At 66.1% G+C, this 20,102-nt stretch carries 23 protein-coding genes; 8 read left to right on the forward strand and 15 right to left on the reverse strand.

What is annotated here, in order from left to right; translation table 11 throughout:
- Nucleotides 1–75: 75 nt before the first annotated feature.
- A complete protein-coding gene (gene hemA, locus D2T30_RS08140) occupies nucleotides 76–1,305 on the reverse strand; it encodes a 5-aminolevulinate synthase (protein WP_128208465.1) in 1,230 nt (409 codons plus the stop codon).
- A gap of 215 nt (nucleotides 1,306–1,520) precedes the next feature.
- On the opposite strand from hemA, the gene D2T30_RS08145 reads away from it, so the two are divergent.
- Together D2T30_RS08145 and D2T30_RS08150 are read left to right on the forward strand one after the other, a co-directional pair.
- Nucleotides 1,521–2,897 (forward strand): M20/M25/M40 family metallo-hydrolase, encoded by a 1,377-nt coding sequence (locus tag D2T30_RS08145; protein ID WP_128208466.1) that lies wholly within the window; start codon nucleotides 1,521–1,523, stop codon nucleotides 2,895–2,897.
- Between the two features lie 226 nt (nucleotides 2,898–3,123).
- Nucleotides 3,124–3,315: a YqaE/Pmp3 family membrane protein gene (locus D2T30_RS08150; protein ID WP_128181427.1), complete on the forward strand. Its 192-nt coding sequence runs from the start codon at nucleotides 3,124–3,126 to the stop codon at nucleotides 3,313–3,315.
- Here the strand turns inward: D2T30_RS08150 and D2T30_RS08155 are convergent, their stop codons facing one another.
- From D2T30_RS08155 to D2T30_RS08180, 6 genes are all read right to left on the reverse strand, one after another.
- Nucleotides 3,316–3,774, reverse strand: coding sequence for a GNAT family N-acetyltransferase (locus D2T30_RS08155; RefSeq protein ID WP_128208467.1), 459 nt, complete (start codon nucleotides 3,772–3,774; stop codon nucleotides 3,316–3,318).
- An 11-nt stretch (nucleotides 3,775–3,785) separates the two neighbouring features.
- Complete coding sequence (uvrB, locus tag D2T30_RS08160) at nucleotides 3,786–5,966, reverse strand: excinuclease ABC subunit UvrB (protein WP_128181431.1); 2,181 nt, start codon at nucleotides 5,964–5,966, stop codon at nucleotides 3,786–3,788.
- A 142-nt stretch (nucleotides 5,967–6,108) separates the two neighbouring features.
- A complete protein-coding gene (locus D2T30_RS08165) occupies nucleotides 6,109–6,294 on the reverse strand; it encodes a hypothetical protein (RefSeq protein ID WP_206612707.1) in 186 nt (61 codons plus the stop codon).
- 167 nt (nucleotides 6,295–6,461) lie between these two features.
- On the reverse strand, nucleotides 6,462–7,247 hold the full coding sequence (locus D2T30_RS08170; protein WP_128208468.1) for a metal ABC transporter permease: 786 nt from the start codon (nucleotides 7,245–7,247) through the stop codon (nucleotides 6,462–6,464).
- The gene (locus D2T30_RS08175) at nucleotides 7,240–8,028 is read right to left on the reverse strand and encodes an ATP-binding cassette domain-containing protein (protein WP_128208469.1); all 789 of its coding nucleotides are present in this window, start codon (nucleotides 8,026–8,028) and stop codon (nucleotides 7,240–7,242) included. The genes D2T30_RS08170 and D2T30_RS08175 overlap by 8 nt, the downstream gene beginning before the upstream one ends.
- Entirely contained in the window at nucleotides 8,025–8,516 is a 492-nt protein-coding gene (locus tag D2T30_RS08180) for a Fur family transcriptional regulator (protein WP_128208470.1), read from the reverse strand. The genes D2T30_RS08175 and D2T30_RS08180 overlap by 4 nt, the downstream gene beginning before the upstream one ends.
- Nucleotides 8,517–8,603: 87 nt before the next feature.
- Between D2T30_RS08180 and D2T30_RS08185 the strand changes: the two genes are divergently transcribed.
- Complete coding sequence (locus D2T30_RS08185; RefSeq protein WP_128208471.1) at nucleotides 8,604–9,557, forward strand: zinc ABC transporter substrate-binding protein; 954 nt, start codon at nucleotides 8,604–8,606, stop codon at nucleotides 9,555–9,557.
- 36 nt (nucleotides 9,558–9,593) lie between these two features.
- Here D2T30_RS08185 and trpB read toward each other — a convergent pair whose 3' ends face one another.
- The 8 genes from trpB to msrB form a co-directional block, all read right to left on the reverse strand.
- Nucleotides 9,594–10,826 carry a tryptophan synthase subunit beta gene (gene trpB / locus D2T30_RS08190; RefSeq protein ID WP_128208472.1) on the reverse strand — a complete coding sequence of 411 codons (1,233 nt, stop codon included), beginning with the start codon at nucleotides 10,824–10,826 and terminating at the stop codon, nucleotides 9,594–9,596.
- Between the two features lie 187 nt (nucleotides 10,827–11,013).
- Complete coding sequence (locus tag D2T30_RS08195) at nucleotides 11,014–11,700, reverse strand: phosphoribosylanthranilate isomerase (protein ID WP_128208473.1); 687 nt, start codon at nucleotides 11,698–11,700, stop codon at nucleotides 11,014–11,016.
- A 9-nt stretch (nucleotides 11,701–11,709) separates the two neighbouring features.
- A complete protein-coding gene (locus tag D2T30_RS08200; RefSeq protein WP_338325322.1) occupies nucleotides 11,710–12,075 on the reverse strand; it encodes a lipopolysaccharide assembly protein LapA domain-containing protein in 366 nt (121 codons plus the stop codon).
- 3 nt (nucleotides 12,076–12,078) lie between these two features.
- On the reverse strand, nucleotides 12,079–12,366 hold the full coding sequence (gene ihfB, locus D2T30_RS08205; RefSeq protein ID WP_128181445.1) for an integration host factor subunit beta: 288 nt from the start codon (nucleotides 12,364–12,366) through the stop codon (nucleotides 12,079–12,081).
- Between the two features lie 319 nt (nucleotides 12,367–12,685).
- Nucleotides 12,686–14,365 (reverse strand): 30S ribosomal protein S1, encoded by a 1,680-nt coding sequence (gene rpsA / locus D2T30_RS08210; RefSeq protein WP_128181447.1) that lies wholly within the window; start codon nucleotides 14,363–14,365, stop codon nucleotides 12,686–12,688.
- A gap of 173 nt (nucleotides 14,366–14,538) precedes the next feature.
- Nucleotides 14,539–15,273 carry a hypothetical protein gene (locus tag D2T30_RS08215; protein ID WP_128208474.1) on the reverse strand — a complete coding sequence of 245 codons (735 nt, stop codon included), beginning with the start codon at nucleotides 15,271–15,273 and terminating at the stop codon, nucleotides 14,539–14,541.
- Between the two features lie 4 nt (nucleotides 15,274–15,277).
- On the reverse strand, nucleotides 15,278–15,778 hold the full coding sequence (gene msrA, locus D2T30_RS08220; RefSeq protein ID WP_128181451.1) for a peptide-methionine (S)-S-oxide reductase MsrA: 501 nt from the start codon (nucleotides 15,776–15,778) through the stop codon (nucleotides 15,278–15,280).
- Nucleotides 15,775–16,227, reverse strand: a complete 453-nt coding sequence (msrB, locus tag D2T30_RS08225; protein ID WP_128181453.1) for a peptide-methionine (R)-S-oxide reductase MsrB — start codon at nucleotides 16,225–16,227, stop codon at nucleotides 15,775–15,777. The genes msrA and msrB overlap by 4 nt, the downstream gene beginning before the upstream one ends.
- 318 nt (nucleotides 16,228–16,545) lie before the next feature.
- Here msrB and D2T30_RS08230 point away from each other — a divergent pair, with 318 nt between their 5' ends.
- From D2T30_RS08230 to lptB, 5 genes are read left to right on the forward strand one after another with little or no spacing between them, the layout of a single operon-like run.
- Nucleotides 16,546–17,175, forward strand: a complete 630-nt coding sequence (locus tag D2T30_RS08230; RefSeq protein ID WP_128208475.1) for a ribonuclease D — start codon at nucleotides 16,546–16,548, stop codon at nucleotides 17,173–17,175.
- Nucleotides 17,156–18,115 (forward strand): KpsF/GutQ family sugar-phosphate isomerase, encoded by a 960-nt coding sequence (locus D2T30_RS08235; protein WP_128181457.1) that lies wholly within the window; start codon nucleotides 17,156–17,158, stop codon nucleotides 18,113–18,115. The genes D2T30_RS08230 and D2T30_RS08235 overlap by 20 nt, the downstream gene beginning before the upstream one ends.
- A complete protein-coding gene (locus D2T30_RS08240) occupies nucleotides 18,115–18,717 on the forward strand; it encodes a hypothetical protein (RefSeq protein ID WP_128208476.1) in 603 nt (200 codons plus the stop codon). Before D2T30_RS08235 ends, D2T30_RS08240 begins: the two co-directional genes overlap by 1 nt.
- Before the next feature lie 7 nt (nucleotides 18,718–18,724).
- Nucleotides 18,725–19,270 carry a lipopolysaccharide transport periplasmic protein LptA gene (gene lptA, locus D2T30_RS08245; protein ID WP_128208477.1) on the forward strand — a complete coding sequence of 182 codons (546 nt, stop codon included), beginning with the start codon at nucleotides 18,725–18,727 and terminating at the stop codon, nucleotides 19,268–19,270.
- Nucleotides 19,267–20,046 (forward strand): LPS export ABC transporter ATP-binding protein, encoded by a 780-nt coding sequence (gene lptB / locus D2T30_RS08250; RefSeq protein ID WP_128181463.1) that lies wholly within the window; start codon nucleotides 19,267–19,269, stop codon nucleotides 20,044–20,046. The genes lptA and lptB overlap by 4 nt, the downstream gene beginning before the upstream one ends.
- Nucleotides 20,047–20,102 lie beyond the last annotated feature (56 nt).

Below are 20,102 nucleotides of genomic sequence, written 5' to 3' on the forward strand. Positions count from 1 at the left end.
ATCGGAAGGTTATTCCCGAAACCGTTGACAATTTCCTATCACAACCCGTTGAGCCGCGCATCCGGAGAACGTGACTCAGGCGCTGGCTTCGGCGCGATTTAGCGCGCAGCGCGACCACAATGCATCAAGGGCCCGCACGAGATGGTCGATCTCCCGCGCGTCATGCACCGGCGAAGGGGTGAAGCGCAGCCGTTCCGTCCCGCGCGGCACGGTCGGGAAGTTGATCGGCTGCACGTAAATGCCGAATTCGTCCAGCAGCATGTCGGACAGCATCTTGGTGTGCACGGGGTCGCCGATGATGACCGGGACGATATGGCTGCCGTGGTCGATGAAGGGCATGCCCAGCCCCCGCAGCCGCATCTTCAGGATGCGCGCATGAAGCTGTTGCGCGTCGCGCAGCTTCTGCCCCTCGGCGGTCTTGAGAAAGGCGATCGAGGCCGCCGCCCCCGCCGCCACGGCGGGCGGCAGCGAGGTGGTGAAGATGAACCCCGGCGCATAGGACCGCAGCGCGTCGATCATCCGGGCCGAGGCCGCGATATAGCCCCCATAAACCCCGAAGGCCTTGCCGAGCGTGCCGTTGAACAGGTCGATCCGCGCCGTCTCGCCGATCTGTTCGGCATAGCCGCCGCCGCGCGGGCCATACATGCCGACGGCATGGACCTCGTCCAGATAGGTCAGCGCGTTGAATTCCGCCGCGAGATCGCAGATCTCGGTCACCTTGCCGAAATCGCCGTCCATCGAATAGACGGACTCGAAGGCGATCAGCTTCGGCGCCGCCGGATCGTCGGCCGCCAGCAGCGCGCGCAGATGGGCGGTGTCGTTGTGGCGGAAGATCCGCTTTTCGCCCACGCCGCGCCGGATCCCCTCGATCATCGAGGCGTGGTTGAGTTCGTCCGAATAGATGATCAGCCCCGGGAACAGCCGCCGCAAGGTGCTGAGCGTGGTGTCATTCGCCACATAGGCGGAGCCGAAGACCAGCGCCGCCTCTTTGTGGTGCAGGTCGGCCAGTTCGGCCTCGAGCGCCTTGTGATAGCCCGTCGTGCCGGAAATGTTGCGCGTCCCGCCCGACCCGGCGCCGACAGCGTCCATCGCCGCATGCATCGCCGCCAGAACTTGGGGGTTCTGTCCCATGCCCAGATAGTCGTTGCCGCACCAGACGGTGATATCCTTCCGCGACCCGTCGGGCCGGGTCCAGACCGCCCTCGGGAAGGCGCCCTTCTCGCGCGTGATGTCGATGAAGGTCCGATACCGGCCCTCGTCATGCAACTGTGCCAGCGCGTGATCGAGTGCGTTATCGTAGTTCATTTCCCATGTCCCTTGCCAATAGCGGGGTGCGCCAACGGATCTTCCCTATAGATCGGTCGCGCGGGGGCCTTGATAAAGGTCAATTCCACAGGATGGGAGAGAAAAATCGACGCAGGATGGCGCATTTCGGGATATCCGCCCTGTTCACTGTGCAATCCGGACGTCTGGACAGCGCCGCCCCGGGTGGTAGGGTCTGCCGGAAACAGGAGGCATCCATGACCCTTGACGCCATTCTCACCCGCATCGACGACGGCCTGCCGCAGGCGATCGACCGCCTGATGGAGCTGTTGCGCATCCAGTCGGTCTCGACCGATCCGGCCTACAAGGCGCATTGCGACGAAGCCGCCGACTGGCTGGTGGCGGAACTGAACACGCTCGGCTTCAAGGCCGAAAAGCGGCCCGCGCCCGGCCACCCGTTCGTCGTCGCCCGGCACGAAGGCCCCGGCCCGCATCTGCTGTTCTACGGACATTATGACGTGCAGCCGGTCGATCCGCTGAACCTGTGGACCCGCGCGCCTTTCGACCCGGCCATCGAGGAGACCGCGAACGGCCCGGTGATCCGCGGCCGCGGTTCATCGGACGACAAGGGCCAGCTGATGACCTTCATCGAGGCCTGCCGCGCCTACAAGGAGGTCAACGGCACCCTGCCCGGCAATCTGACGATCTTCTTCGAGGGCGAGGAGGAATCGGGCTCGCCCTCGCTGATCCCGTTCATGAAGGCGCACAAGGACGAGCTGAGCTGCGACCTCGCGCTGATCTGCGACACGTCGATGGTGTCGCCGGGCGTGCCCTCGATCGCCGGGCAGTTGCGCGGCATGCTGAAAGAGGAATTCACCCTGCACGGGCCGCGCATCGACCTGCATTCCGGCCATTACGGCGGCCCGGCGCTGAACCCGCTGCGCGAACTTTCGAAAATCATCGCCTCGTTCCATGACGAAACCGGCCGCGTCGCGGTCGAGGGGTTCTATGAAGGCGTGCATGAGGTGCCCGAGGATCTGAAGCGGCAGTGGGAAAACTGCGGTTTCGACGAAAAGGCCTATCTGGAACATGCCGGCATGACCATCGCCCATGGCGAAAAGGGCTATTCGGCGCTGGAACAGCAATGGGCGCGGCCGACGCTGGAGATCAACGGGCTCTGGGGCGGCTATCAGGGCGCGGGGTCGAAGACCGTCATCCCGGCGGATGCGCATGTGAAGATCACCTGCCGTCTGGTCGGCGACATGGATCCGGCCGCCGTGCGCCGCAAGCTGCGCGCCCATGTCGAGGCGCGCCTGCCCGTCGATGCGACCGTCACCTGGGACAGCGACCTCGACGGCGCGCCGGCGGCGGTGATGAACACCTCGCGCCCGGAATTCGAGCAGGCGCGGCAGGCGCTGTCCGACGAATGGAACCGCGAGGCGGTGATCGTCGGCATGGGCGGCTCGATCCCGATCGCCTATTACTTCAAGTCGATCCTCGGCATGGATGCGATGCTGATCGGCTATGCCAACGACGACGACGCAATCCATTCGCCGAACGAGAAATATGACGTGAAGAGCTTCCACAAGGGGATCCGGAGCTGGGCGCGGATCCTCGACCGTATCGCGAAGTGATGGTGTGGCCGGCCGGGGGGGCGCACCCCCGGCCGGGCGCATGATGGCGGCGGAGAGGGGGGCGCTGCCCCCCGAGCGCAGGCGCTCTCCCCCCGGGATATTTATGGAAGAATGAAGGAAGGGGCGCGGCTCGTTTCGGTGAATGGGGCGGCGCGATCGGCGGGCGGGTTGGAATTGGCCGCCGGGCTCCTAGATTGAGGGCAGATATCAGACGGAAAGGCAATCCATGCGTCTTCTTCTTGCCATATTCCTGCCCTGGCTGCAGTTCTTCACCATCGGGCGGCCGATCGCGGGGATCATCTGCCTGATCCTGCAGATCACCCTGATCGGCTGGATCCCCGCCGCGATCTGGTCGGTCTATGCCCTGAGCCAATACAAGACCGACAAGAAGATCGAGCGGGCGCTCACCGGGCGCTGATCACAGCCGGATGGTCAGGTAGACGCTGTTGGGATCGAGGCTGTAGCCCTCGAACGGCGGGCATTCCTCGAACCCCGCATTCAGGTAGAGCGCGCGGGCCGGGCCGAAGGACGCCTGCGTGCCGGTTTCGAGGCTGAGCCGGTGGTAGCCGTGTTCGCGCGCCTCGGTCACCAGATGGCCGAGCAGCATCCGCGCCAGACCCCTGCCCCGCATTTCCACCAGCACATGCATCGACTTGATTTCCGCATGGATCGCGTCGATGCGCTTCAGCGCGCCCATGCCGACCGGGGCCCGATCCTCGCGCATCACATAGAACAGGATGCCGGGCGCGGCGAGTGCATCCACCGGCAGCATGTGGATCGATTCGGGCGGGGTATCCGCATGCATCGCCGCCGTATGGCGTTCATGCAGCAGAGCCAGATCTTCCTGCACCGGATGTTCAAGCGTGATCGTGATCATCGCATCTTCCCTCAACGTTTCTTGCGTTTCACGCCGCCGCGCTGTCCCGCGCGTCCGGCGGTCGAGCGGCCGCGGGCCGCGACGGCCTGCTCGGCGGCTTCCTCGACCACCGTCTGCCGGGCCAGAGGATCCTCGGCCACGGCAAGCTCCACCGCTTCCAGCCGCTTGACCTCGTCGCGCAGGCGGGCGGCTTCCTCGAATTCGAGGTTCTCCGCCGCCTTGCGCATCCGGGTCCGCAGATCGTCCAGATGCGCGGCAAGGTTCGCGCCGACCTTCGGTGCCTCGATCTGCGCGGTGACGCGGGCAAGGTCGGTATCGCCCTGCCAGAGGCCCGCCAGCACATCCTCGACGTTCTTCCTGACCGTCGTCGGCGTGATGCCGTGTTCGACGTTATAGGCCATCTGCTTGGCGCGGCGCCGGTCGGTTTCGGACATCGCCCGTTCCATCGAGCCGGTGATCCGGTCGGCATACATGATCACCCGCCCCTCGGCATTGCGCGCGGCGCGGCCGATCGTCTGGATCAGCGAGGTTTCGGAACGCAGGAACCCTTCCTTGTCGGCATCCAGAATCGCCACCAGCCCGCATTCGGGAATATCCAGCCCCTCGCGCAGCAGGTTGATGCCGATCAGCACGTCGAAGGCGCCAAGGCGCAGGTCGCGCAGGATCTCGATCCGTTCGATCGTGTCGATGTCCGAGTGCATGTAGCGCACCCGCACCCCCTGTTCGTGCAGATATTCGGTCAGGTCCTCGGCCATGCGCTTGGTCAGCGTGGTGACCAGAATCCGCATCCCCTGCGCCGCGACCTTGCGGATTTCGTCCAGCACGTCATCGACCTGCGTTTCCACCGGGCGGATCTCGATCACCGGATCCAGGAGGCCCGTCGGACGGATCACCTGTTCGGCAAAGACGCCGCCCGTCTGTTCCAGTTCCCATTTCGAGGGCGTGGCGGAGACGAAGACCGATTGCGGCCGCATCGCGTCCCATTCCTCGAATTTCAGCGGGCGGTTGTCGGTGCAGGACGGCAGGCGGAAGCCGTGTTCCGCCAGCGTGAACTTGCGCCGGAAGTCGCCGCGATACATGCCGCCGATCTGCGGCACGGTGACGTGGGATTCGTCGGCGAAGACGATGGCATTGTCGGGAATGAATTCAAACAGCGTCGGCGGCGGCTCACCGGGGCCGCGCCCGGTCAGGTAGCGCGAATAATTCTCGATCCCCGCGCACATGCCGGTGGCTTCCAGCATTTCGAGGTCGAAATTCGTGCGCTGTTCCAGCCGTTGGGCTTCGAGCAGTTTCCCCTCGTCGTTGAACTGCTTCAGCCGGTGCTGCAGCTCCGCCCGGATCTGCTTCGTCGCCTGTTGCAGCGTCGGGCGCGGGGTGACGTAGTGGCTGTTCGCATAGATGCGGATCTGCTGGAAACTGTCGGTCTTCTGCCCGGTCAGGGGATCGAATTCGATGATCGCCTCCAGCTCCTCGCCAAAGAAACTGAAGCGCCAGGCGCGGTCTTCGAGGTGGGCGGGCCAGAGGTCGATCGTGTCGCCCTTGACCCGGAACGATCCGCGCTGGAACGCCGCATCCAGCCGCTTGTATTGCTGCGCCACCAGTTCGGCCAGAAACTTGCGCTGATCGTAAAGCTGCCCGACCGTCATGTCCTGCGTCATCGCCGAATAGGTCTCGACCGAGCCGATACCGTAGATGCAGGACACCGAGGCCACGATGATCACGTCATCCCGTTCCAGAAGCGCCCGCGTCGCCGAGTGGCGCATGCGGTCGATCTGCTCGTTGATCATCGATTCCTTCTCGATATAGGTGTCGGTGCGGGGGACATAGGCCTCGGGCTGGTAGTAATCGTAGTAGCTGACGAAATACTCGACCGCGTTTTCCGGAAAGAAGCTCTTGAATTCGCCATACAATTGCGCGGCCAGCGTCTTGTTCGGCGCAAGGATGATCGCCGGGCGCTGCGTCTGTTCGATGATCTTCGCCATGGTGAAGGTCTTGCCGGTGCCGGTCGCGCCCAGCAGGACCTGATCGTGTTCCCCCGCCAGCACGCCGTTCGCCAGTTCGGCGATCGCCGCGGGCTGGTCGCCCGCCGGGGCGAATTCCGTGTGCATGACGAAACGCCGCCCGCCTTCCAGCTTCGGCTTGGTCAGGACGTCGAAGCGTTCCGTGGGCAGATTGGTGTTGTTGTGCGGCATGGGGGCCTCCGGGGGTTGCCCCAGATTTGATCCCTTTTTGTCCCCTTTCAAGGGGCAGATCTTCCGTCGCCGCGACCGTGACAGAAAGAAAAGGCCGGAACGCCTGAGCGTTCCGGCCGTGCGACCCCAAAGGGGCGCGAAATCAGTTCGACGCAGCGATCGCGACGCCGACCAGCAGCAGCGCCGGGATCAGGATGCCCGGGTTCGACGACGACGATTCCTTCACCACAACCGGTTCAGCTTCGACGACCGGGGCGGTGTAGCCACCAGCGAAAGCGGTCGAAGCCGACAGACCAGCGGCCAGCGTAACGATAGCGAGTTTTTTCATGATAATCTCCGCATTTCTTTTGACAGCCCCCCTAACGGCGGCATCGACGGGAGACTCGCACAGTGCCATGCAAATGCAAAGAGTGAATCGGAGAGGCTCCCCGCGCCTTCCTGCCAACTGTTGCAGTTTAGCACAGGTGCGTGCCGCGGCGCTTTTTCCGCCCCGGCTCAAGCCCTTGCCCGAAGAAGGCAAGACAGCGCGAACAGCCCGGCGGAGGCCGCGACGATGGACGGCCCGCCCGGCGTGTCCCATGTCAGCGACGCCCAGAGGCCCAGCAGGACCGAAAGGCTGCCCATCACCACCGCCCACAGCGCCATCCCCTCGGGCGAGTGCGCCAGCCGCCGCGCCGCCGCGGCGGGCACGATCAGCAAAGCGGCGATCAGCAGCGCCCCCACGATCTTGATGGCCACGGCCACGGTCAACGCTAGGGCCAGCGTCAGGACCAGCCGTTCCCGCTCCGGCTCGATGCCCGAGGCCTGCGCCAGTTCCTCGTTCACCGTGGCGGTCAGCAGCCTCTGCCAGCGCCACAGGAGGAGGCCAAGCACCAGCGCCGAGCCGCCCCAGATCACCGCCACATCGCCGCGCCCGACGGCAAGGATATCGCCGAACAGGAAGGTCGACAGATCCACCCGCAGCCCCGGAATGAACGAAGCCGCGACCAGCCCGAAGGCCAGCGCGGAATGGGCGATCACCCCCAGCACCGTGTCCATCGACTGTCCCCGGTTCGACAGCCGCGTCACCGCGACCGCCATCGTCAGCGCCACCAGCAGCGTCCCGGCATAAAGCGGCATGCCCAACCCGAAGCTGAGCGCCACGCCCAGAATCGCCGCATGCGCCGTCGCATCGCCGAAATAGGCCATCCGCCGCCAGACGACGAAAGAGCCAAGCGGCCCCGTCGCCAGCGTCAGGCCGACACCCGCGAGCCCCGCGCGGATCAGGAAATCATCAAGCATCGGTCCCTGCGCAGGAATGGGGGTGGGCCGCATGGGGATGGTCCGGATCGTGGCCATGCCCCGCGTCATGTTCGTGGTCGTGGTCGTGCATGTGCCGGTAGAGCGCAAAGGCCCCGCCGGTCCCCAGCCCGAACAGCGCCCGATATTCCGGCGCCGCCGAGACGACGCGCGGCGTGCCCGCGCAGCAGATGTGACCGTTCAGGCAGATCACCCGGTCCGAGGCCGCCATCACCACATGCAGATCGTGGCTGACCATCAGCACCGCGGCGCCGGTTTCCTGCCGGACCTGCTCGATCAGCCGGTAGAAGGCGGCGGTGCCGGGCTGGTCCAGCCCCTGCGTCGGCTCGTCGAGGATCAGGATCTGCGGCTTCACCAGCAGCGCACGCGCCAGCAGGACGCGCTGGAACTGCCCCCCTGACAGGCCGGTGATCGGCCGTGGCCCGACGCCGGGAACGCCGGTGCGGATCAGCGCGGCCTCGGCCTCGGTATCCGAGACCCGATGCGGCAGCGACAGGAACCGGCGCACCGTCAGCGGCAGGCTCGCATCGATGAACAGCCGTTGTGGTACGTAGCCGATCACCAGCCCCGGCGCGCGGCTCACCCGGCCGGTCGCCGCCCGTTCGAGCCCGATCAGCGCCCGGATCAGCGTCGTCTTGCCCGAGCCATTCGGCCCGATGACGGTGACGATTTCGCCGGGCGATATGTCGAAATCGACGCCGGACAGCACCGCCGCCTCGCCGTGACGCACGCTCAGATCGCGCGCCGAGATCAGGGATGTCATGCCGCCTCGCCCCTCGCGCAGACGGGACAGAGGCCGACCGCCTCGATATTCACCCGCTCGACGGCAAAACCCAGATCCGCCGCCGCGTGGTCCAGCGCGGCGCGCACCGGCGCGCCGGGTGCCTCGGCCACCGCATCGCAGACGCGGCAGATCAGGAAGACGGGCGCGTGATCCTCGCCCGGGTGCATGCAGGCGGCAAAGGCGTTCAGCCGCCGCAGCCGGTGCGCAAGGCCGTTTTCCACCAGAAATTCCAGCGCCCGATAGGCGACCGGCGGCTGATTGCCGAAGCCTTCGGCGGCCAACCGGTCGAGCACCTCATAGGCGCCCATCGCGCGATGCGCTTCCAGCAGGATTTCCAGCACCCGCCGCCGCACCGGGGTCAGCCGCAGGCCAAGGCGCGCCGCCTCGGCCTCGGCGCGGGCGAGCGTATCTGCCGCGCAATGGCTGTGATCGTGCCGGGCAAAGGCCAGGGGTGCCTCATCGGACATGGGCGTTACCTTATAACAATTCGCTTGACGTGTTAGGGTATAACGTAGATAACCGCGCATCTTTCCACAAGTCCCATGAGGTCATTCATGCGCGATACCGTCCTGTTGTCGCTGGCACTCTCCGCCCTGCCCGCCCTTGCCATGGCAGAGGTGCCGAAGGTCGTCACCGACATGCCGGTGGTGCAGTCGTTGACGGCGCAGGTGATGGGCGATCTGGGCACGCCCGTGGTGCTGCTGGAACAGGGCGCCAATCCGCACAGCTACCAGATGAAGCCCTCGCAGGCGCGGGCCTTGCAGGAGGCCGGGCTGCTGTTCTGGGTCGGGCCGGAAATGACCCCGTGGCTGTCGCGCGCGATCGATGCGGCGGGCGGCAAGGTGCCGCAGATCGCGCTGTTGCACAGCGACGGCACGCACCTACAGAGCTATGTCGATGATGATGACGACGATCACGACGATGATGATGACCACGACCACGATCACGGCCATGACGACCACGCCGATGCGGACGGCCACAGCCACGAAGGGCTCGACCCCCATGCATGGCTCGACCCGCACAACGCCGGAAACTGGGTCTCGGTGATTGCCGCCGCGCTGGCCAAGGCCGATCCCGAAAACGCCGCCACCTACGAGGCCAACGCCAAAGCCGCACAGGAACGGATCGACACGCTCGACAAGGATCTGCGCGCCGAACTGACCCCGGTGAAGGACCGCCCCTTCGTCGTCTATCACGCCGCCTATGGCTATTTCGCCGCGCATTACGATTTGCAGGACGAGGGTTCCGTCGCCTTCGGCGATGCGACCGATCCGGGTGCCGCGCATCTCTCCGCCCTGCGGGCCGATCTGAAGGCCAAGGGCGTCGTCTGCGCCTTCCCCGAGGCCTCGCACGACCCGCGCCCCATGCAGCGCCTGATCGAAGGGACGGAGGTACGCCTCGGCCAGCCGCTCGATCCCGAGGGCACGCAGATCACCCCCGGCCCGGATCTCTATGACACGCTGATGCGCACGATCGGCGGCAACCTGTCCGGTTGCCTCGGCCAGTAAACGAAATTTCCGGCCGCGCGCGCGGCCGGAGCCCCCTCAGACCGCCATCTCGACACCGAGGTGCTTCGCCACGGTGAAGATGTCCTTGTCCCCGCGCCCCGACAGATTGACCACGATGATGTGATCCTTCGGCAGGGTCGGCGCCAGCTTCGTCACATAGGCCAGCGCATGGCTGGGTTCGAGCGCGGGAATGATCCCCTCGGTCGCGCAGAGCAACTGAAAGGCCTCCAGCGCCTCGGTATCGGTGATCGAGACATATTCCGCCCGCCCGGTATCATGCAGCCAGGCATGCTCCGGCCCGATGCCCGGATAATCGAGCCCGGCCGAGATCGAATGCCCGTCAAGGATCTGCCCGTCCGCATCCTGCAACAGATAGGTGCGGTTGCCGTGCAGAACGCCCGGACGCCCGCCGGTCAGGCTGGCGCAATGCTCCATCCGGTCATCGACGCCGTGGCCGCCGGCCTCAACCCCGATGATCCGCACCGACTTGTCATCGAGGAACGGATAGAACAGCCCGATCGCGTTCGACCCACCGCCGATCGCCGCGATCACGGTATCGGGCAGGCGGCCCTTGCCTTCCTGCTCCTCAAGCTGCCAGCGGGTCTCCTTGCCGATGATCGACTGGAAATCGCGCACCATCGCCGGATAGGGATGCGGTCCCGCCGCCGTGCCGATGCAGTAATAGGTGTCGCGCACATTGGTCACCCAGTCGCGCAGAGCATCGTTCATCGCATCCTTCAGCGTGCCCTTGCCCGAGGCGACCGAGACGACTTCGGCCCCCAGCAGACGCATGCGGAACACATTCGGCGCCTGCCGTTCCACATCCGTGGCGCCCATGTAGACCACGCATTTCAACCCGAAGCGGGCGCAGACCGTCGCCGTCGCCACGCCGTGCTGCCCGGCGCCGGTCTCCGCGATGATCCGCGTCTTGCCCATCCGCCGCGCCAGCAGGATCTGGCCCAGAACGTTGTTGATCTTGTGCGAGCCGGTGTGGTTCAGCTCCTCGCGCTTCAGGTAGATCTTCGCCCCGCCCAGATGCTCGGTCAGCCGCGGCGCGCAATACAGCGGCGAGGGACGGCCGACGTAATATTTGCCCAGATACTCCATCTCGGCCTGAAACTCCGGATCGTGCCGGGCGCGCTCGTATTCCTCTTCCAGCGCGAGGATCAGCGGCATCAGCGTTTCCGAAACGAAGCGCCCCCCGAAAATGCCGAAACGTCCGGCCTCATCGGGGCCGGTCTTGTAGCTGTTGGGAAGGTCCTCGGCCATGTCTCACCTCGCGCAGATCATCACCAGCGGCTTAACGCGAATGCCGCAGCGGGTAAAGCGCCGCCTGCGCTTCCCCGGCGTCCCATGGGTGCCCCCGGAACCGCCCGAAACGGCCCCTGGATTTCATCTTTCCAAAAATATCCTCGGGGGTGAACGGGCCGCAGGCCCGGAGGGGGCAGACAGCCCCCTACGCCCGCGCCGCAGTCACGAAGGCCCGGATCTTCGCGCCATCCTTCACGCCGGGCGCGCTTTCGACACCCGAGGAGACATCCACCTGCCGCGCGCCGGTCAGGCGCACCGCCTCGGCCACGTTCCCGGGTGTCAGCCCGCCCGCCAGCATCCAGGGCTTCGCCCAGTTCCGCCCGGCGATCAGCCGCCAGTCGAAGGCCAGCCCATTGCCGCCCGGCAGGACCGCATCCTTCGGCGCCTTGGCATCGACCAGAATCTGGTCCGCCACCGCCTCATAGGCGGGCAGCCGTTCCAGATCCGCCTCGACCGCAACGCCCACCGCCTTCATCACCGGCAGGCCGAAGCGGGTCCGCACCTCCGCCACACGCTCGGGGCTTTCATGGCCATGCAGTTGCAGCATGTCGAGCGGCACCTGCGCCAGCACAGCGGCAATCTCGTCATCCGTCGCATCGACCAGCAGGCCGACCTTCGCCACGCCGACCGGCGCCTCCAGCGCCAGCGCGCGCGCCGCCGCGACCGACACATGACGCGGGCTTTTCGGAAAGAAGACAAAGCCCAGATAGGCCGCGCCCGCGCCGACCGCCGCGTCGACATGTTCCGGCTGCGTCAGACCGCAGATCTTGACCCGCACCCCACCGGGCCGCATCCCGTCAGGATGGCCCCGGTTCACCGCAAGCGTCACCATGACCGCCTCTCAGCCCCGTCCGGCGGGCTTGTCGAGCAGCGCCAGAACCTCGTCCTTCGGCTTTTCCTCGGTCTTCGATTTCAGCCGGTCGACCTCGCCTTCCAGCCATGCGACCTCGCGCTTCGCCTTGACGGCGGTGACGCGGATGCGTCGTTCGCGCGCCCATTCCCAGACGAAGCCCAGAAGCAACCCCACGAGGATCCCGCCAAGGATCACCAGAAACAGCGGCAGTTGCACCGACCAGCTGTAGCCGAGGAACGACCCCGCCTCGAGCGGCAGCGCATGCAGGGTCACCGTCTCGCGGTTCGCGATCGACACGACGATCAGCGCGATGGCGACCAGCGCAAGGGCAAGAAGACGCAAAAGCCGCAGCATACCTTACTCCGTCACGCCGTTCAGCCGGTCGCGCAACAGCTTCCCGGTCTTGAAGAACGGCACGTGCTTTTCATCCACGTCGACGGAATCGCCGGTGCGCGGATTGCGCCCGGTGCGGGCGTCGCGCTTCTTCACCGAAAAGGCCCCGAAGCCCCGCAGTTCGACCCGGTCGCCGCGCGCCATCGCCTCGATGATCTCTTCAAAGATCGTGTTGACGATCTTTTCGACATCACGCTGAAAGAGATGTGGGTTTTCCTCGGATATCTTCGCGATCAGCTCGGATCGGATCATGTTCATTCCCCCAAGAGCCCGCCGGTGGCAGCCGGCGGCGGCAGTTTTGCCAGACTATACGGAGAAATTTCCGCCGCTCAAACCTCAAACGATTGGAAAGGCAATGATTTTGCCCGCCAGAGGGCCGGATGTGCAAGATCGTGCCAAGCGGCTCCCCCGGCGAAGCCCGGAAAGCGCCGTTTCCGTCGCTTCGCCACGAAAACCGACATGAGTCGGCCAGCGGCCGCGCCGCGCGCGCCCGAATCGAACGCCCCGTCCGCGCAGCAAAAAGCCCCGCCCGTTTCCGGGCGGGGCCGTTCAGGCCGAAACCTGAAGGCGATTATTCGCGGCTCTTGAGCGCAGCGCCCAGGATGTCGCCGAGCGAAGCGCCCGAATCGGAGGAACCGTATTGTTCCACGGCTTCCTTCTCTTCGGCGATCTCGCGCGCCTTGATCGAGACGCCGAGCTTGCGGGTCTTGCTGTCGACGTTGACGACGCGGACATCGACCTTGTCGCCAACCTGGAAGCGCTCGGGGCGCTGGTCGGCACGGTCGCGGGCCAGATCGGAACGACGGATGAAGGACTTCATGCCGTTGTATTCGACCTCGATGCCGCCATCCTCGATCGCGGTGACCGTCACGGTGATGATCGAGCCACGCTTCACGCCGTCAACGGCGTCCGAGAAGGTGTCGGCGTCCAGAGCCTTGATCGAGAGCGAGATACGCTCCTTCTCGATATCCACTTCGGTGACCGCGGCCTTGACCACGTCGCCCTTGCGGAATTCCTGGATGGCTTCCTCGCCGCGCTTGTCCCAGGACAGGTCGGACAGGTGCACCATGCCGTCGATATCGTTGTCGAGGCCGACGAACAGACCGAATTCGGTGATGTTCTTGACTTCGCCTTCGATGACCGAGCCGACCGGATGGGTTTCCGCGAAGACTTCCCACGGGTTGCGCATGCACTGCTTGAGGCCGAGCGACACGCGACGCTTCGCGGTGTCGATCTCCAGCACCATGACGTCCACTTCCTGCGAGGTCGAGACGATCTTGCCGGGGTGCACGTTCTTCTTGGTCCAGGACATTTCCGAAACGTGGACCAGACCTTCGACACCGGCTTCCAGCTCGACGAACGCGCCGTAGTCGGTGATGTTGGTCACGCGGCCCTTGTGGACCGAACCGATCGGGAACTTCTCTTCGACCGTATCCCACGGATCGGACTGGAGCTGCTTCATGCCCAGGCTGATGCGGTGGGTTTCCTTGTTGATCTTGACGACCTGAACCTTGACGGTTTCGCCGATCGACAGGATTTCCGAAGGATGGTTCACGCGGCGCCATGCCATGTCGGTGACGTGCAGCAGACCGTCGACGCCGCCCAGATCAACGAACGCACCGTATTCGGTGATGTTCTTGACCACGCCATCCACGACCTGACCTTCGTGCAGGCTGCCGATGACCTCGGCGCGCTGTTCGGCACGCGATTCTTCGAGGATCGCGCGGCGCGAGACGACGATGTTGCCGCGGCGACGGTCCATCTTGAGGATCTGGAACGGCTGCTTCAGACCCATCAGCGGGCCGGCATCGCGCACCGGACGGACATCGACCTGCGAGCCGGGCAGGAACGCCACGGCGCCGCCGAGGTCGACCGTGAAGCCACCCTTGACGCGGCCGAAGATGGCGCCTTCGACGCGCTCTTCCGAAGCGTAGGCTTTTTCCAGGCGATCCCAGGCTTCTTCGCGGCGAGCCTTCTCGCGCGAGATGACGGCCTCGCCACGGGCGTTCTCAACGCGGTCGAGATAGACTTCCACTTCGTCGCCGACGGCGATCGAGGGGTTCTCGCCCGGGTTGGCGAATTCTTTCAGATCGACGCGGCCTTCCATCTTGTAGCCGACGTCGATGATGGCCTGGCCCGCCTCGATGGCGATGACCTTGCCCTTGACGACCGATCCCTCTTGCGGGGTATCGATCTCGAGGCTCTCGTTCAGAAGGGCCTCGAATTCTTCCATAGTCGCTTTAGCGCACATGCGGTTCAGTTTCCTTTACGTGTGTTTCACTGGCCATGCGGTTGGCTCCGCCGGTCTTTATACACTCCACCCGATGTCGGATGCGCCCGACCGGGCCGGGACGCGATGCCTGACCTGATGGGTTGGCGCTCATATACGGGCAAAATCCCAATGGAGCAAGCCTTTCCGGGGGATCAACCGCACACGGTCCAGTGCGCGCCCGCCTGCGCGGCGGAGGGCCGGGCGCGCACCGGCGGCGCGGGACGGTCGGGGATGGCGACGCGCGGGATCGGGATGCGCGACGGTTCGGGGAACGGCCGGGCAAAGGGGCGGGTCTGCGGGTCGACGCCCGGAACGAGCGGTTGATTGGGGAGCGCCTGATCCGGGGGCGAAAGCCGCCGCTCCACCCGGCGCGGTTCGGCAAGCGTCTTCGGCTCGGGCGGCATCCTGACCGGAGGCGCCACGCGCGGCGGTTTCGCATCCGCGCGCGGCGAGGACAGATCAGGGCCCCGGCACAGGCCGAAATCCCGCACCGCGACCGCGCCGCCGCGCAGATCGACCAGATGGCCCGAGCGGCGCCCCACCCCCTCGATGCCGAAGTCCAGCGCCCCGGGCAGGGCCACATGCCGGGTCGCGGGGCCGAAAAGCCCGGCCTCGCCCTGCCAGTCGCGTCCGGCGGCGATCGCCACCGCGAAACGGCCCGGCGGCACCAGCAGGCGGAACGGCTTGCCGCCGCGGATATATGCGGCCAGCACCGGCCCCTGCCCGGCGTCCAGCGTCACGTAAAGATCCTCGCCCGGATCGCTGAGGATCTGCAGCGGCAGGGTCAGCGGCTTGCCGCTGCGGCTCCACATCAGCCCCTCGGGCCGGGGATCGGCCGCCGCCGGAACCGCGCAGAAAAGCGCGAGGATCAGCAGCAGGCCGCGCATCCCATCAGGCCGTCTGCTTCGGCAGCACCCAGTCCGGGCGGATCCGGTGGCAGGTATAGCCATGCGGCAGCCGTTCCAGATAATCCTGATGCTCGGGCTCCGCTTCCCAGAACGGGCCGGCGGGGGCAACCTCGGTCACCACCTTGCCCGGCCACAGCCCCGAGGCATCCACGTCGCGGATCGTGTCGAGCGCGGTGCGGTGCTGATCCTCGTCGAGGTAGAAGATCGCCGAGCGGTAGGACAGGCCGATGTCGTTGCCCTGCCGGTTCTTCGTCGTCGGGTCGTGGATCTGGAAGAAGAACTCCAGAATCCGCCGGTAGCTGATCTTCGCCGGGTCGAAGACGATCTCGATCGCCTCGGCATGGGTGCCGTGATGGCGGTAGGTGGCGTTCGGCACGTCGCCCCCGGTATAGCCCACGCGGGTCGAGATCACCCCCGGCACCTTGCGGATCAGATCCTGCATGCCCCAGAAGCAGCCGCCCGCCAGTATCGCCTTTTCGCTCATTTCTCATCCTCCAGAAGCGGCAGGAATTCGCCATAGCCCTCGGCCGCCATCCTGTCCTTCGGGATGAAGCGCAGACTGGCCGAGTTGATGCAATAGCGCAGCCCGCCCCGGTCCTGCGGCCCGTCGGGGAAGACATGGCCCAGATGGCTGTCGGCATGTTTCGAGCGCACCTCGATGCGCACCATGCCGTGGGTCAGGTCGCGATGCGCGGTGACCATCTCGCGCGTGACGGGCTTGGTGAAGGACGGCCAGCCGCAATGGCTGTCGAACTTGTCGGCCGAGGTGAACAGCGGCTCGCCCGAGACGATGTCCACATAAAGCCCCGGTTCGTGATTGTCGGTGTATTCCCCGGTGAAGGGCCGCTCGGTGCCGCTTTCCTGGGTCACGTGGAATTGCTCCGGGGTCAGCCGGGCCAGGGCCTCGGGGGTTTTCTCGTAGGTTTTCGCCATGGAACGACTCCTTGCAATGTCTGCCCCTACAGATGGGGAGATTCGCGGAAAAATCCACATCGGAGTTTGGGTGGCGCGGTTTGTGGCCGGATTTCGGAGCGTGGAGCAGACGGATGGGGCGGCAGGGGGCCAGCCCCCTCGCGCGTTCCGCGCTCACCCCCGGGATATTTATGGAAAGATGAATGGCAAAGAGGCGGTTCGGGCGGCGCCGGAAGGCAGCCGAATTCCTGCCGATGCCGCGGGGCGCGGCGCTTGCCCCCGTGGTCAAAGCCGGGCAAAGGACCTATATCGGGCGCAGATTCAGGGAAAGGGAACGGCGTGGCCATCCATCTGCATCGCAACGACCTGCCGGAAGGGCTTGATTTCGGGCCGATCGTCGCGATCGACACCGAGACCATGGGCCTCGATCCGCGCCGCGACCGGCTGTGCCTCGTGCAGCTTTCGGCCGGGGACGGGAACGCCCATCTGGTGCAGATCGCCAAAGGCCAGACCACCGGAGACCAGAGCGCGGCGCCGAACCTGTGCCGCCTGCTGGCCGATCCGGGGGTGGAGAAGCTGTTTCACTACGGCCGCTTCGACATCGCCGCGCTCTACAATGCCTTCGGCGTCGTCACGGCGCCGGTGTTCTGCACCAAGATCGCCTCGAAGCTGGTGCGCACCTTCACCGACCGCCACGGGCTGAAATACCTGCTGGCGGAACTGGTGGGCGTCGATGTGTCGAAGCAGCAGCAGACCTCGGACTGGGGCGCGGCGGAGCTGACGCAGGCGCAGCTCGATTATGCCGCCTCGGACGTGCTTTACCTGCATCGCGCGCGCGCGGTTCTGGTCGAACGGCTGGCGCGCGAGGATCGCACCGATCTGGCGCGGGCCTGTTTCGATTTCCTGCCCACACGGGCGCGTCTTGACCTTCTGGGATGGGAAGAACCGAATGACATCTTCCACCACTGACGATTATCTGGCCACCGCGCGGCGGGTGATCGCCGATGAGGAAACCGGCCTGCGCCTGCTGGCCGAGGGGCTGAACGGCACTTTCGCCGAGGCGGTCGAGACGATCCTGCGCGCCCGCGGGCGGGTGATCGTCTCGGGCATGGGGAAATCGGGCCATATCGCGCGCAAGATCGCGGCGACGCTGGCCTCGACCGGGACGCCGGCGCAATTCGTCCATCCGGCGGAGGCGAGCCACGGCGACCTTGGCATGGTGACGCGCGACGATGTGGTGCTGATGCTGTCCAATTCCGGCGAGACGCCCGAGCTGGCCGATCTGATCGCCCATACCCGGCGGTTCCGGATCCCACTGATCGGCGTCGCCTCGCGCCCCGACTCGACGCTGCTGCGGCAGTCCGATGTGGCGCTGGTGCTGCCGAAGGCGCCCGAGGCGGACAGCACCGGGCTGGTGCCCACCACCTCGACGACGATGACCCTGGCGCTTGGCGATGCGCTGGCGATCGCGCTGATGAAGCACCGGCAGTTCACGCCCGAACAGTTCCGCACCTTCCATCCGGGCGGCAAGCTGGGCGCGCGGCTGTCGAAGGTCGGCGATCTGATGCACAGGGACGTGCCGCTGGTCGGCCCGGACATGCCGATGTCCGAGGCGCTGCTGACCATGACGCAGAAGGGATTCGGCGTCGTCGGCGTCACCGATGCGGCGGGCCATCTGGCCGGGATCATCACCGACGGCGACCTTCGGCGCCATATGGAGGGCCTGCTTGCCCATACCGCCGCCGAGGTGATGACCGCCAATCCGCGCACCATCGGCCCCGACGCGCTGGCCGAGGCCGCCGTCGCCGTGATGAACGAATTCAAGATCACCAGCCTCTTCGTGGTGCAGGACGGCCGCCCCGTCGGCATCATCCATATCCACGACTTCCTCCGCGCCGGAGTGGTCTGATGCGCTTCGGCGACCGCCATTCGCGTCTGGTGACCTATGCCAAGGTCATTCTGCCGCTGGCGGCGCTGTCGCTTCTGTCGGTGATGTTCCTGATCTCGGACCGGGTGGATCCGACGACCGCCTCGCTTTACGCCGATGTGGATGTCGAGGATCTGGCCCGGCAGGCGCGGGTCGGCGCGCCGCAATATGCGGCGGTGACGCAGGACGGATCGACCCTGATGGTGCGCGCGACGACCGCATGGCCCGGCACCGACGACCGTTCCGGCACCCGCGCGCAGGATATCGTGGCCAAACTCGACAGCACCGACGGGCTGGTCACCGACCTTATCTCGAAAAGCGGCCGGATCGATCCGGCGGGCGGCCCCATCCATCTGTTCGACGGGGTGGCGATGCAGACCTCGACCGGCTACCGGATGCGCAGCGCGGTGGTGGACATGACCTCGGACTACGGGGTGATCACCGCGCCGACCCATGTCGACGGCGAAACCCCCATCGGTCCGATCGAGGCCGACTGGATGGAATTGTCCCGCCCCGCCCCCGATGCGCCCTACAATATGGTCTTCAAAGGCAACGTTAAGCTGGTATATCAGCCCAAGGAATGAGGTCCCCATGCGCCTGCGCCCAGCTACCGTCCCTGCCCTCCGCCCCGCTGTCGCCGGGGTGCTTGCGCTGATCCTCCTGGCGATCGGTGGCACCGGTGCCGTACAGGCGCAGGATGTCGCGTTCCAGAGCGTTCGCTCTAGCCCCGATGCGCCGGTCACCGTCACCTCGGACGAGCTTTCGGTGGATCAGGGCACCGGCATCGCCATCTTCACCGGCAATGTCATCGTCGTGCAGGAAGGGCTGCGGCTGAACGCCGACAAGGTCACCGTCGATTACGTGCAGGGCGACCGGACGCAGATCAGCACCATGACCGCCGACGGCAATGTCGTCATGGTCTCGCCGACCGAGGCGGCGCAGGGCAACCACGCCGTCTACGACGTGCCCGGAGGCACCGTGGTGATGACCGGCGACGTGCTGCTGACGCAGGGGCCGAACATCATGTCCGGGCCGAAGCTGACCGTCGATCTGCGCTCCGGCACCGGGCGGATGGAGGGCGGAGGCGGGCGCGTGCGCACCGTGCTGCAACCCGGCGCGCAGGGTTCGACGCCATGAACGACAGCCTTTCGACGACCCGGCCCGCCGCCTCCGCCGGGGATCACACGGATGGCGGGCTGGTCGTTTCCAACCTGCGCAAGAGCTACAAGAAGCGCGTGGTGCTGCGCGACGTCTCGCTCCGGCTCGAACGGGGCGAGGTGGTGGCGCTGCTCGGCCCGAACGGCTCGGGCAAGACCACCTGTTTCTATGCGATCGCCGGGCTCGTGCAGCCCGATGCCGGACAGGTGCTGATCGACGGCCACGATGTCACCGGCCTGCCGATGTATCGCCGCGCGCGGATGGGAATCGGCTACCTGCCGCAGGAGGCTTCGATCTTCCGCGGGCTGACGGTCGAACAGAACATCATGGCGATCCTTGAAATCTCGGAGCCCGACGCCCACCGCCGCCGCGAGCGGCTGGAGGAACTGCTGGGCGACTTCTCCATCGCGCATCTGCAGAAGTCGCCGGCGCTGGCGCTGTCGGGGGGCGAACGGCGGCGGGTGGAAATCGCGCGCTGTCTGGCGGCCTCGCCGAAATACCTGCTGCTCGATGAACCCTTCGCCGGCGTCGATCCGATCGCGGTGAACGAGATCCGCACCCTTGTGTCCCACCTCAAGGAACGCGGCATCGGCGTGCTCATCACCGATCACAACGTGCGCGAGACGCTCGATATCGTCGAGCGCGCCTATATCCTGCACGACGGGCAGGTGCTGATGTCCGGCACCGCCGACGAGGTGGTGCGCAACGACGATGTGCGCCGCGTCTATCTGGGCGAGAATTTCCGCATTTCGTGATCCGGAACCGCCGATCCCGGGCGCTTGCCGCCCCCGATCGGCGATGTGCCGCGCCG

Origin of the sequence: Paenirhodobacter populi, from assembly GCF_004022215.1 — a bacterium.
Classification (GTDB): Bacteria; Pseudomonadota; Alphaproteobacteria; order Rhodobacterales; family Rhodobacteraceae; genus Rhodobacter; species Rhodobacter populi.